Origin of the sequence: Porphyromonas canoris (genome assembly GCF_000765975.1) — a bacterium.
Taxonomy (GTDB): Bacteria; Bacteroidota; Bacteroidia; order Bacteroidales; family Porphyromonadaceae; genus Porphyromonas_A; species Porphyromonas_A canoris.
Genome location: NZ_JQZX01000008.1, coordinates 313547 through 326853, shown reverse-complemented (window position 1 = coordinate 326853; position 13307 = coordinate 313547). Strand labels below are relative to the sequence as shown.

The 13307-nt window shown below is 42.0% G+C and carries 9 protein-coding genes; 1 reads left to right on the top strand and 8 read right to left on the bottom strand.

The window, feature by feature from the left end:
• Positions 1-1160 precede the first annotated feature (1160 nt).
• From HQ29_RS04355 to HQ29_RS04320, 8 genes are all read right to left on the bottom strand, one after another.
• Positions 1161-2171, bottom strand: coding sequence for an electron transfer flavoprotein subunit alpha/FixB family protein (locus HQ29_RS04355; protein ID WP_036864060.1), 1011 nt, complete (start codon positions 2169-2171; stop codon positions 1161-1163).
• A 25-nt stretch (positions 2172-2196) separates the two neighbouring features.
• Positions 2197-2982 (bottom strand): electron transfer flavoprotein subunit beta/FixA family protein, encoded by a 786-nt coding sequence (locus tag HQ29_RS04350; RefSeq protein ID WP_036791523.1) that lies wholly within the window; start codon positions 2980-2982, stop codon positions 2197-2199.
• 9 nt (positions 2983-2991) lie between these two features.
• Entirely contained in the window at positions 2992-4131 is a 1140-nt protein-coding gene (locus HQ29_RS04345; protein WP_036791519.1) for an acyl-CoA dehydrogenase, read from the bottom strand.
• A gap of 264 nt (positions 4132-4395) precedes the next feature.
• Entirely contained in the window at positions 4396-5748 is a 1353-nt protein-coding gene (locus tag HQ29_RS04340; protein ID WP_036791517.1) for an aldehyde dehydrogenase family protein, read from the bottom strand.
• A gap of 79 nt (positions 5749-5827) precedes the next feature.
• On the bottom strand, positions 5828-6943 hold the full coding sequence (locus HQ29_RS04335; protein ID WP_036791514.1) for a 4-hydroxybutyrate dehydrogenase: 1116 nt from the start codon (positions 6941-6943) through the stop codon (positions 5828-5830).
• A gap of 28 nt (positions 6944-6971) precedes the next feature.
• Complete coding sequence (locus HQ29_RS04330; RefSeq protein ID WP_036864064.1) at positions 6972-8270, bottom strand: acetyl-CoA hydrolase/transferase family protein; 1299 nt, start codon at positions 8268-8270, stop codon at positions 6972-6974.
• The gene (locus HQ29_RS04325) at positions 8267-8569 is read right to left on the bottom strand and encodes a NifU family protein (protein WP_052079436.1); all 303 of its coding nucleotides are present in this window, start codon (positions 8567-8569) and stop codon (positions 8267-8269) included. The genes HQ29_RS04330 and HQ29_RS04325 overlap by 4 nt, the downstream gene beginning before the upstream one ends.
• 16 nt (positions 8570-8585) lie before the next feature.
• On the bottom strand, positions 8586-10046 hold the full coding sequence (locus HQ29_RS04320) for a 4-hydroxyphenylacetate 3-hydroxylase family protein (RefSeq protein ID WP_036867732.1): 1461 nt from the start codon (positions 10044-10046) through the stop codon (positions 8586-8588).
• A gap of 861 nt (positions 10047-10907) precedes the next feature.
• On the opposite strand from HQ29_RS04320, the gene HQ29_RS04315 reads away from it, so the two are divergent.
• Complete coding sequence (locus tag HQ29_RS04315; RefSeq protein WP_036867731.1) at positions 10908-13307, top strand: collagen-like domain-containing protein; 2400 nt, start codon at positions 10908-10910, stop codon at positions 13305-13307.

Here is a 13307-nt window from a genome sequence, read left to right as displayed (position 1 = left end):
TCGCTACAAGAATACACAGTCAGTGTAAGCAGCAACGCAAAGAAACCAAATAATGTTTTTCTTACCATAAATGTTTGTAAATTAAGTCGTAAAAGCTACGAGGTGTCTTGCGGAACAACCCTTTCCGCAAGATGACAGAAAAATACCTCGAAAACTCTCTACATTGAATTTATACTCTAAAATCTTATATACCCTCGAAACTATTTATAATCTTATTCTAAATCTCTACTGACGAGTGAAATAAAATAAACAATCCGGTTGCACAAAGATACGACCTTTTATAATAAACATAACAAGAAAGGGTGCTTTTAACTACTATTAAAAATAAATATACAAATCAAACAAAATACACACAAAAGAGATAAGATGCCGGAGTTATTTGAACAGCCGATTATCAGAATAATATTACCTAAACTCAGAAACAAAATAAGAAATTGATTTTATGAAAAATAAATCTCAACCATCAGACTAAAGATTCTGCTTTGATGACCTTACCATCTATTGTTTATTCTTTTTCACTTCCAATGTGGGAAGATCCCTAAAACTTATCATAAAGAAAACACTTTTAGAAAGTAAAGAACTTCTAAAGTTTGAAAACAACAATCTTTTCTAAGTAATATCAGCCCGTAGGGCATTTTCATTTTCAAGGTAAAATAAAGGAAGAAAACCTTTTCAGGGGTGCTTGATTTTACCAATACAATCAGAAGAGAGATATCCTCGAAAAGATTGCAAAAAAAGAAAGTAAAAGCCCTATCCCCGGAATAAACTTTCTGTTTACACTCTCTAAAAGTGTGCAGAATACTTTTACTTCTCCTTCTTGATATGGTTAAAACCGGAAACAAGGAGATAATTCCCTAAAAGCAAATGTTGGTTTGCAAAAAACAAAACGTGAATCCCTAAAAGCAAATCTTGGCTTACAAAAACAAAAACATGAACTCCGAAAAGCAAACCTCGATTTCAAACATTCTTAGGTATCAGCTTACTTTCGCAACAGGTTAAAAGGACTTTTTCAACAGGTTCTTTCTAAAAAATGTCTTCCTTCCGGTCGTATGTTTCAATATCACAGCTTTGTCTTATCTCCGAAAGAAAAAAGACTCCTCCCGAATAGTTCCGCAAGGGCTACCGGGAGGAGTCTCAAGTTAAACACTAACACTTATCGCTTATTTCTTTTCTTGCTGTGCCGATTTTATCTTGGCAGTAAGGATAGGTACGACCTTATGAAGATCTCCTACAACGCCTAAGTCTGCCACTTGGAATATCGGAGCATATTTGTCTTTGTTTATGGCTATGATGTATTCGCTCTCTTCCATTCCGGCCAAGTGCTGTATAGCTCCGGAAACACCTATTGCCATGTAGACATCGGGGCGAACAGTCTTTCCGGTCTGCCCTACTTGTCTTTCGTGTCCGACAAGACCGGCATCTACCATAGCGCGTGAAGAAGCGATCTCTCCATTGATAGTCTTAGCAAGTTCCGAGAGCTTGGAGAAGCCATCGTGAGTTCCCACTCCACGACCACCACAGACGATAAAGTGCGCCTCGGTAATGTCTATCATGTTCTTCTCCTCTTTTTCTCTCTTAAGTAAACGCACACGGAATTTGGATGTATCGAATGGTACGGAGATTTTTTCCACCTCCCCTGTACGATCATACTCCATGGCTTTGCGTCTCATCACTCCCGGACGAACGGTGGACATCTGTGGGCGATGATTCTTGCTGATAATCGTTGCCATGAGATTTCCTCCAAAAGCAGGACGAGTCATCAAAAGATTACGATCATCCCCTATTTCGAGAGAGGTACAGTCTGCTGTAAGTCCGGTCAAAAGGCGAGCAGAAAGACGAGGACCAAGGTCTCGCCCGATAGTTGTGGCACCAAGTAGCACAATCTCAGGCATTTTGCTGTTGATAACGTGTGTTACAGCTTGTGCATAAGGCTCTGTCACGTAGTGTTCCAGATGCTTATCATCTACAACGAGAACAGTGTCTGCACCTGCTGCTATCAACTCCTTTGCTTGGTCTGCAACATTATAACCACACAAAAGTGCTGTGACTTTTTCTCCTAAAGCCTCTGCCAATTCACGAGCCTTACCTATCAACTCGTAAGCAACATTCTGAATGACTCCTTCGCGTTGCTCTGCGAAGACCATTACTCCTTTATATTGTTCTTTATTCATTGTCTTTAGTATGAGGGGTTAGGAATCAGATGATAAATTTCTCTCTCAACTTATTAAATATGATATCTGCAGCTTCTTCCGCTGTAATATCCTCGTGCATGGCTCCCATCGCTTTTGCACCTTTGGTGAACGAACGCTTCACGTTGGTCGGAGATCCTGCCAAACCGATACGGGTAGGATCTACTTCTATCTCGTTTGTACCCCAAACTTCGATAGGCTTATCGTAAGCTTCCATAATACCTCTTACACGCATGTAGCGGGGTTTGTATGCAGAGACAAGGAATGTAAGCATACAGGGCAGATCTACTTCGAGTATCTCGTGTCCTTCTTCTGTTCCTCTACGAACGGTCAAAGTCTTGCTGCCGTCATAGTCCACACTTTCTACATAAGTAATCTGAGGAAGATCCAGCTGTTCGGCTATCTGTGGTCCTACCTGTGCAGTATCACCGTCTATCGCTTGGCGACCGGCGAAGATCACATCACACTCGATCTTTGCCAAAGCTCTTGAAAGAGTATAGCTGGTAGCCAAAGTATCGGCTCCTCCAAACTTCTTGTCGCTTACAAGAATAGCCCTATCTGCTCCCATGGCATACGCTTCCCTCAAAATGGCTTCCGCTTGAGGAGGTCCCATGGTTACTACCGTTACATGTGCATTATACTTGTCCTTGAACAAAAGCGCCTGTTCCAATGCGCCCTTATCATCAGGATTCATTATACTTACCACTCCATCACGGATCAGTGTTCCTTTTACAGGATCCAGCTTTATCTCCGTAGTATTTGGCACTTGCTTTATACAAACAACTATTTTCATGATCGGCGATTATTTTAGTAGGTTAGCAGCAATAACCATGCGTTGCACTTCGCTGGTTCCTTCATATATCTCGGTAATCTTGGCATCACGCATCATGCGCTCTACTGGATATTCACGAGTGTAACCGTATCCTCCATGGAACTGTACAGCCTTTACTGTCATATCCATAGCCGTTTCTGCAGCATAAAGTTTTGCTTCTGCAGATTCCATGCTGTACGGCATGCCCATATCTTTCTTCCAGCTTGCCAAGCGCACAAGAAGACGTGCGGCATCTATGCGACATTGCAGATCTGCCAACTGGAATTGTGTGTTTTGGAACTTGGCAAGGCTCTTTCCAAACTGCTTACGCTCTTTAGTGTACTTCACGGTCTCATCCATGGCACCTTGTGCTATACCCAATGCTTGAGAAGCAATTCCGACACGACCTCCATCAAGTGTCTTCATAGCCACTTTGAATCCTCCTCCGACACGTCCCAAGAGGTTTTCTTTAGGAACGATACAGTTTTCAAATATAAGCTCGCATGTTGCAGATCCACGGATACCCAACTTCAACTCTTTCTTTCCGATAGAAAAACCGGGGGTTCCTTTCTCTACGATAAAGGCAGTGATACCTTTTGTCCCTTGCGACTTGTCTGTCATAGCAAATACGATATAGACATGTGCATACTCCGCATTTGTAATGAAGATCTTGTTACCATTAAGGACATAGTGATCACCTCTATCTTCCGCAGTAGTCTGTTGAGCTGCAGCATCTGTTCCGGCATTAGGTTCTGTAAGGCCAAATGCTCCTATCCATTCTCCGGAGCATAGCTTGGGAAGATACTTGTTCTTCTGTTCTTCTGTTCCATGTTCATATATAGGAGCCACACAAAGAGAAGTGTGCGCAGAAAGGACTACACCGGTGGTAGCACATACGCGAGATAGTTCTTCTACTGCCATAGAATACATCTGATTGGTAGCTCCTGCTCCTCCGTATTCTACCGGAATGGGGATACCCATCAGCCCTATCTCACCCATCTTTTTTACCGTTTCGATGGGGAAACGTTCTTGTTCGTCAATCTCAGCTGCCAGAGGGAGTACTTCCTTCTGAGCAAACTCTCGGATCATCTCAAGGAACATTTGTTCTTGTTTGGTTTGAGAAAAGTCCATAAATCTCTGTTTGTATTAGTTTATTTAACATTATGTCTTTCCAACATCGCCTCTATACCCTGCTTTCTTAACAGAATGTATTTGGAGGCTATCGGAGTGGCGTATTGCAAGAAAAAAATCTAAGACAATGGTTCTTCGGAACAAATGTAACTCTTTTTCTCCATCTGCAAAGCCTTATTGGGGAACAAAGCTACCCGGGGCTACCATGCAGAGACAGCCCCGGAACTTTACAGTATAAATTATAAAACGACTATTCTATTTATGTTATGCCCAAATCTCTTCATCTGTTGGAACTTGAATCCTCGCAGAGATAGGAGCTACTCTTGTGATATTGAGCATATGTTTATAGGTAAAGTTCTCTGAAATAGAGTTATTTCCCCAAGTACCACACCCCAAAGTGTTGGTTACAGCCAAACCATTTTGAATAGAACCTCCCGCTGTCGTAGCACAAGAAGCATTAACAATAACTCTGGAAACAGAGATTTCTGAACCAGCCTTGATGATGTTTGCCTGATTATTGGAGTGAACACCCGCTGTGTGTCCGCTACCTTCCATGAAGAGGTTGGCTTTCATCATCTCAATACCTTCCTCAAAATGAGTATAGCCATAGCATCCAAGTACCGGACACATTTTTTCTTTACAGATTTCATCTTCGTGGGCTATACCATGTGCTTGAACTATAAGTACACGAGCATCCGCAGGCACCTTTATTCCTGCCTTCTTTGCAATAAACTCTACACTTTGACCTACAATATCTCTCTCAAGTTTTCCATCTTTGAAGATAGCTCCAACAACAGCATCTCGATCTTCTTCAGGAACAATATATCCTCCATGACGTTGGAATGCTGCGAGCACTTCTTCCTTATCTTTCTTCGGATACACAAAGAACTGCTCACCCGAACATATAATGCCATTATCAAATGCTCTACCTGTTACGACCTTTTCAGCAGCATCGTCATAGTCGATATGACTATCCAAAATCACCTGAACATTACCGGCACCCACGCCAAAAGAAGGCTTTCCTGAAGAATAAGCACTATGTACCATAGGCATACCTCCGGTGGCAACAACCACGTCTGTTGAAGCCATCAACTCTTGTGTCTTCTCAATAGATGGTTCTTCTATCATTTGAATCAGATCTTCAGGAACACCAAGTGGTTTTACAGCCTCCTTGATTAGCTTTACAGCCATGCCTGAACACTCTTTACTTTTTGGGTGAGGAGCAATGATAATAGCATTCTTGGTCTTAAGAGCAAACGCAATCTTAGACATCGGAGTTACGATAGGATTGGTCATCGGAGTGATACCGGCAATAACACCAATAGGTTTAGCTATCTCGATAAGACCGGTACGCTGATCTATACCAATAATACCCATAGATTTCTTGTCATGAAGGTTGTACCAAACACCCTTAGACTTGTTACGATTCTTCGCAACCTTATGTTCGTAAACACCCATTCCTGTTTCATCCACAGCCAAACGAGCCAACATTTCTGCATTATCGTAAATTGTTTTTGTTGCAGCTTTTACTGCCATGTCTGCAGCTTCTTGATTAAAGGTTTGCTCATACTGCACTTGTGCAACACGAGCGCGCTGCACCATTGTTTTAATGTCCATGTTCTTTGTTTAATACGTTATTGTTGTGATTTTCCTATATTTCAATTCAAGATCTTACGATCAAAAAGCCAAGATCAGATTAGTAAAGCTTTCTATATATCTCTTCTATTTCATCCACAGATAGCTCTACATAATTATTAGCCAAGAGACGCTGCTGTGTCTTTATGACAGCTTCTGCAAAGCCCCTTACCTCTTCATCTTTCATTCCATATTCTCGGAGCGGCTTCTTATCTATAAGACAGCCCAAAAGTTGGTCCAGACAAGGATAAACTTCCTCCGGCTGACATCCAAGAATGCGAGAGAGTTTCCAGTTGACTTCCACTATTGCACCAAAAGGATTTTTCTTCTGATAAGCCTTGAAGACCTCTGTAAAGAATTGATAGTTCGCTTCTCCATGTGGTACGTGATAGTTTCCTCCGAGAGGATAAGAGAGCGCGTGAACAGCACCCACTCCGGCATTACCGAAAGCAATTCCTGCAAAATTACTTGCCATGATCATCTCTCCCATCTTTTCAAAGCGATAGTCCGGACCATGCTCTCTTATTTTCTTGAATACATCCAAAATAATATTCCAAGCCTCTTCACTAAAGATCCGAGTAAACGGTGTAGCCTTAGGCGAAACATACGCCTCTATTGCATGAATAAGAGCATCTATTGCGCTGCAGGCATAAAACTTAAATGGCAAGCCACGCAAAAACTCAGGAATGATAACAGCATCATCTGCAAGAATTGCATCATCTGCCAATCCCATCTTTGTATGTCTGCTCTTGATCTCTGCGATAGATATATTGGTAACCTCACTACCTGTACCACAAGTAGTAGGAATAATAACCAGCTTTTTCTCTTTTATCAAAGGGATAGAGCGATCAAATGCTTGCAAGACATCCGTCATATCCTTCAATACAAACAGTTTAGAGATATCTATCACAGTACCTCCACCTATTGCGATAACCCGGTCATAATCCACTCCACGAAGATCAGACAGGATGTTATTCATCATTTCATCCGAAGGTTCCCCGAGTCCATACTTCTCTTGCATCACAAAATGGCAAGGAATATCAGCCTCTTTCATGAATGGTTCATATAAGAACTCATTAGTGATGACCAAGTCTTTAGCTCCAAGATCGAATGCTTGAGCAAACTCCTTAAAGGAGTCAAAGCTATGAATAGTAGTCTTCAGTTTAAAAAGTTGCATAATAGAATATAAATAAGAAATGTTAGTATCATCCAAAACGTTTACGATAATAGCTCCAAAGCTCCTCACGGAAGTTGGGATGTGCTATGCCAATGAGAGCCTCTGCCCGTTCCCGAAGCGACTTTCCTTTCAGGCGAGCTATACCATACTCTGTGACGATATAATCTACATCATTTCTAAGAGTGGTTACTGCGGCTCCTTCCGCGATCTGTGGCACAATGCGCGAAGCTGTTCCCTTGCTTGCGGTAGAAGGCATTGCCATAATACTTTTTCCGTTCTTAGACCATGTGGCACCACGTACATAATCAACCTGTCCGCCTGTACCGCTAAACTGTTTAGGGCCTAAGCACTCCGAGACCACTTGTCCCATAAGGTCTACCTCTATACAGCTATTGATGCTTATCATATTATCATTTTGTGCTATGACTCTCGGATCATTCACATAGTCTACGGAATAGAGCTCCACATCGGGATTATTATTCACAAAATCGTACACATCTTGAGTTCCCATCAAGAATGTGGCAACCATTTTACCGGGATGCAGACTTTTTTTCGCTCCGGTAATCACTCCTTTCCTCACCAATTCCAAGACGCCATCAGCAAACATTTCAGTGTGGATGCCCAAGTCTTTCTTTTCCTTCAAAAACTGAAGTACGGCATCCGGTATAGCTCCGATACCCAACTGAAGTGTATCTCCGTCTTGTACGAGCTCGGCACAATTTTTCCCTATTGCCTCTTCTACTTCTCCGATCTTAGGCTGAGGTATAGCGTAAAGAGGATAATCTGCTTCTACGATAAAGTCTATATCAGAAAGGTGTATAGTATTGTCTCCTCCGACAAAAGGCATTTGAGCATTTATCTCCCCGATAACAATTTTAGCCTCCTCTGCTGCCGGTTTTGTATAGTCGCAAGATATGCCGAAGCTGCAATATCCTTCCTTATTGGGAGCAGAAAGTTGCACGATAGCCACATCAACAGGAAGAAGACCCTTTCTCATCATACTGGGTACTTCATAGAAGAACGCCGGAATAAAGTCTGCACGACTTTCTGCTACTGCGGCACGGGAGTTTGCTCCCACAAAGTTCGTAACGTGCCTGAAGTGCGGAGCCATTTCGGGACTCATGTACTTCCCTTCACCGAGACAAAGCATGTGATAGATCTTCACATCCTTAAATCTCTCTGCATTTCTCTCCAGTGCATCCACGCACAACCGCGGCACGGCCGCCGCATGAGAAAGTACGACAAAATCTCCACTCTGAATGTGCTTAACCGCCTCGTCTGCCGTTACAATTTTAGACTTAAAAGGCGTTAGGGCTTCTCTGTTCATATTTTGCTGTTTTTTCTTAGTATTCGCTTGGCTTCATTCCAAAGATCTTCACTTACCCCACTTTCGAGATAGAGATACACATCCTCCGAGCAAAGATGTTCCCGCAAAGCAGACTGCACCACTTTCTCAAGGGTTTCGTTTGCTGCGGGACAAAACTTACACGCTCCGGTAAATCGGACATATACCGTGCGATCTTCTACTTTGACGAGTTTCAAATCTCCCCCGTGACTACGCAACAAAGGGCTTACCTTGTCACGTAGCACGAGTTCAATCTCTTCTGCCAAAAGTGTCTTTACCATTTATATGGGCTTCTGTTTACTTATCTTTAGAGACATCTACCTTCGCAATAGCACGAGCCATCTCTTTCTTAGCCTCCAGATCTCCCTGCCTTGCAATCATGATGCGTTGAGCTTGAGGCGAACCGGCACCATGCATAGATTCTGTACGATATCCCACTGCAGCTGTACCGAGTGTAATGTTCTCGATCAAACGCAATATACGCATACGATTTTCTGTATCCTTACCGGTAGCACCTACAAGATATTTCTTCACGATAGGTCCAAGTTCCGGGTGACGGAGATCCTGTTCAGAGGGCATTGTAACCATAAGACCTCCTGCAATATCCTCTGCCAAACGAGCTATCTCGTACGGAAGTCTCGTAATGTTTTGCTTACATACGTTTGCAAGAAGAAGGTCTATCATATAGTTACCTGCATCCATCTGGGTTCCTTCGGACGAGCAAGCTATACCGCAAGAGTAGAGTGTCTCGTTAAGATGGATCATCTCTATAAGTTTATCCTTGATATGAGTGGCTTTAGGCACCCCATTGTAGTCTGCAGCAAGAGCAGCAGCACCGATAAGCACATCGCCAACGCCGACCTTGCAACCACCATAAGACTGTCTGTGGTAGCCGGCAAATCTTTCTACCATCATACCAGCATACTTGTACTCCTTACACATGAATACGCGTTCGTTCGGTACAAATACATCGTCAAAGACAACAAGAGCTTCGTGTCCGCCGAACTCAGAGTTTCCAAGGTCAATCTCTGCTCCAGGCTCCATTTTTCTTGTATCACAAGATTGACGTCCGTATATCATTATCACACCTTCGGCATCACTTGGCACAGCAAAAGAGACTGCGTAATCCGAATCTTCTGCTTTCATTGCGATAGTAGGCATAATCAAGTGTTCGTGAGAGTTCACGGCCCCTGTTTGGTGAGCCTTAGCACCTCTTACCACAATACCATCCGGACGCACTTCTGTAATGTGTACATAGAGATCCGGATCGGGTTGCTGAGAAGGAGACAAACTTCTATCACCCTTAGGGTCAGTCATAGCACCATCCACCACAAGGTCATTCTCTTGCACAAACTCCATGTACTTCACAAAACGCTTGTGGTACTCTGTTCCCAGCTCTCTATCCATTTCAAACGTTGTAGAATAGATTGCATTGAATGCATCCATACCCACACAACGTTGGAAGCAAGAAGCTGTCTTCTGTCCCAAGAGACGTTGCATTTTCACCTTATTCTTAAGGTCTTCTGTACTTTGGTGAAGGTGGCAAAATCTATTTATTCGCTTGCCTGTAAGATTACTTGTGGCAGTCATGAGATCCTTGTACTCCTCCATTTCTGCCAGTTTGTAAGTCATTGCTACTGAGTTCATCGAAGGTCTTATCATTGGGTGATCCACAGGATTATCGATCTTTTCTCCCATAAAATAGACCTGAAGATTCATTTTTCTCAGACTTTCTACATACTGTTCGCTGGTCATCATAAGCTGTATTGAGTTTTATAAGTGATAAAACATTAGTTCCCGTAGCAGAGAAAGAAAGCTCCTTTATCTTGTTGAGTAAGTATGACTATAGGCAGTAGTCCCATAAAAGATATCTTCCATGTGGTTTTTGCTTTGCCATCCACAATCCTGCTAAAAAGTATTTCAATTCGTCTCACCTCATGCATTGGACAAAAATCATAGAGACTTTTTACTTTGGCAGGAACTTGACAAGTGTCAAAAACTCTCTTTCTGAATCTATTTTTATAATGTTAGTAATATAGTTTTCTGTTCCGGATATGGCTCTCAAAAGATTGCACGAAAAAACCACTTAAAGTCGTAACTCTAAGTGTCAATTTGTGCCAATCTGACATGGAATCTTTAGTGCTGTAAGCACCGATACTCTCTTGCATATTCCTTGAGAGCGCATATCGCATGTAGTTTTTTGTTGTAGTGTTTGAAAATGTTATTCTATTTCGCTACAAAAATATGTAATTTGTTTGAACCTACCAACAGATGACTATAAAATCCTCTTTAGAACTTGTTTTTAAGATAAAAAATCTGAAGCAGCCTCTCCTCTTTATCACAAAACGAAGTATCATGATATAAGAAAATATCAGCGCAAAATTATATTTACACTCACACTCAAAATAAAAAATCTCAACTATTTTGATAAATAATTTGGTCCCCAAACTATTTATCACTAAAATTGCAGGTTGAAAAGAAATATTTAAGAGCCTGTTACTATGAGATGTATATCTTTTAGTTACCGATACGACTCGTTAAAGATAGAATAACAGTAAGCGATTTTTATCATAAATAGAAAATACAAACACAGAAAAATGAATCATTTGATTTACGACTATGAGTAAAAACAGTTTTCTCTTCAAGGGATTATTTCTTTTGTTGCTGCTAATTGTAGGATTAACAGCATGTGAAAAAGTAGACTTTATACTTCCCGAAGGACCTCAAGGAGAAAGAGGGCCTCAAGGAGAGGCAGGGTTATCAGCTTACGAAATATGGAAGCGACAGGTAGAAAAAAAGATTATTATCTGGAATGGAGGTACAAATATTCCCGACTTCTTTCTCTACCTAAAAGGCAAAGACGGGAAAGATGGTAAAGATGGGGTCTCTCCACACATCGGCACAAATGGTAACTGGTGGATTGGTAGCAAAGATACGGGCATTCCTGCCAAAGGTAAAGATGGTAAAGACGGTAACAATGGCAAAGATGGAGAAAACGGACAAGATGGTGTCTCTCCACACATAGGCTCGAACGGCAATTGGTGGATAGGAGACAAGGACACAGGTGTCCCTGCCAAAGGTGAAGACGGTAAGGATGGTAAGGATGGCAAAGATGGAGAGAATGGACAAGATGGTATCTCTCCGCACATTGGCAAAAACGGAAACTGGTGGATAGAAGACAAGGACACCGGTGTCCCAGCCAAAGGTAAAGACGGTAAGGATGGAGAGAATGGAGAGAATGGACAAAACGGTATCTCTCCACACATTGGCGAAAACGGGAACTGGTGGATAGGAGACAAAGACACAGGTATTCCTGCTAAAGGAAAGGATGGTAAAGATGGCAAGGATGGTGCAAAAGGTAATAACGGAGACTCTGCTTATGAAGTCTGGAAGAAGTTCATCTCTTCCGGCAATGTACCGCATCCACATAAACCGGGAGAAAAATGGCCACCTGAAGCCAATTCAGAGGCAGACTTTTGGGCTTTCCTAATGGGAGCTAAAGGAGAAAATGGATCCAATGGTAAGGATGGGAATGATGGAAAAGACGGGGAGAATGGACAAAATGGAAACAATGGTCTTTCTACCTATGAGCTTTGGAAAGAAGATCTTGCCAAAAGATGTGGAACGACAAATCCTATCAGAAACAGAAACACAAACGAGCCGTGGGATTGCGAAAAGAACTCTCTTGACGACTTTTACGAGTTCATAAGTGCTTCTTGTGAGTGTGGCAATACCGACTTCGTACCTCCTGTACCAGGAACTCCCGGAGCAGAGACTCCCATTATAGACAATATGTTCAACGTTATTGCACAATTTTCTCTTGCAAACTTCAGTGAATACAGTCATCCCGATGGGGTTCTTTATAAGGTCTATGATAAAAATGGAGAGTTGGCTCCGGAAAGTATTGTCACGGGAATGCCCGGATTAGATCCGGCTTTAGCTTTTGTGGCAGATACCAACGGAGAGTTTCGCATACCTCTGAACCTGTTGCCATTCAAAGACATGGCATCATTTGGGGCTCCATTTGTTAAATATAAAGGTAAAACAAGAAGAGCTGCTAGAAACACTTTTGTTCCAAACAGAATTCATGCAAGGGTTAGGCTTCGTTCCATTTTTTATGTTATGGGACATAATATTCTTCAAATCAATTCTGCTATAGAAATTCATCGCAAGCCTGGCTCTCCTTGGGAACCCGTTCCGGCTCATCTCATAGACGATAGTCGACCACGATTTGGCAACTATGCTACCGGATACAGAATATCGAATCCTGAAGATCCGACTTCATTTATTTTAGATGGTGGTGGACATAAGATTTCGGTACCATTTACCATAGATCAGATGTTTGGCAACTTTACCATTAAGAAGAAAATAGTAGACTCGGATCTTATCCTCGACAAGAGTAACCTTTGGGGAGGAGAGAGAGAGTATTACACCGTAGACTTTGACTTAGGTAAGTATTTGGGAGTTTTGGAGGGAATAATTATCGTTGAAGTGCCGCCGGTACAAAATCTTCCTCAGATAAAAAAACTTGTATTGCATAAAAAGATCGTACAAGATGATGATACCGTATTGTTTGAAAGAGTAACAGGAGAGCTTGATACGAGTACCATAAATCTTGATGCTATATTCCCTCAAAGCAAGAGAAAGGTTACCATTAAACCAGAAAGAATGACTGTACTTTATCCGCCGTTCACACAAGAAGAGGCAAAAGCAAAAACAGTGTTCTTCATCAAAGCCAATTATGGAGGGGAAGATTATGCAGACACATCCGAAAAACATCCGACTCTTGGTGCACCAACATTTGAGCTAAAGAATGTCCGGTTAGGATCCAGAATATATGTCTCATACAACTGGTCTGTTTCTTCCGGCAAAAGTGGAAACATAGCTTGGAATGGCTTGGACAACATACACAGAGAGCTTATTGAAGATCCAGCTCACCCGGGTCAATACAAACTAAAGATTAACCCTCTATATGAGGGGAAAGTGGCTCCGATCGAAGTAACTTATAGCGAAGAATAA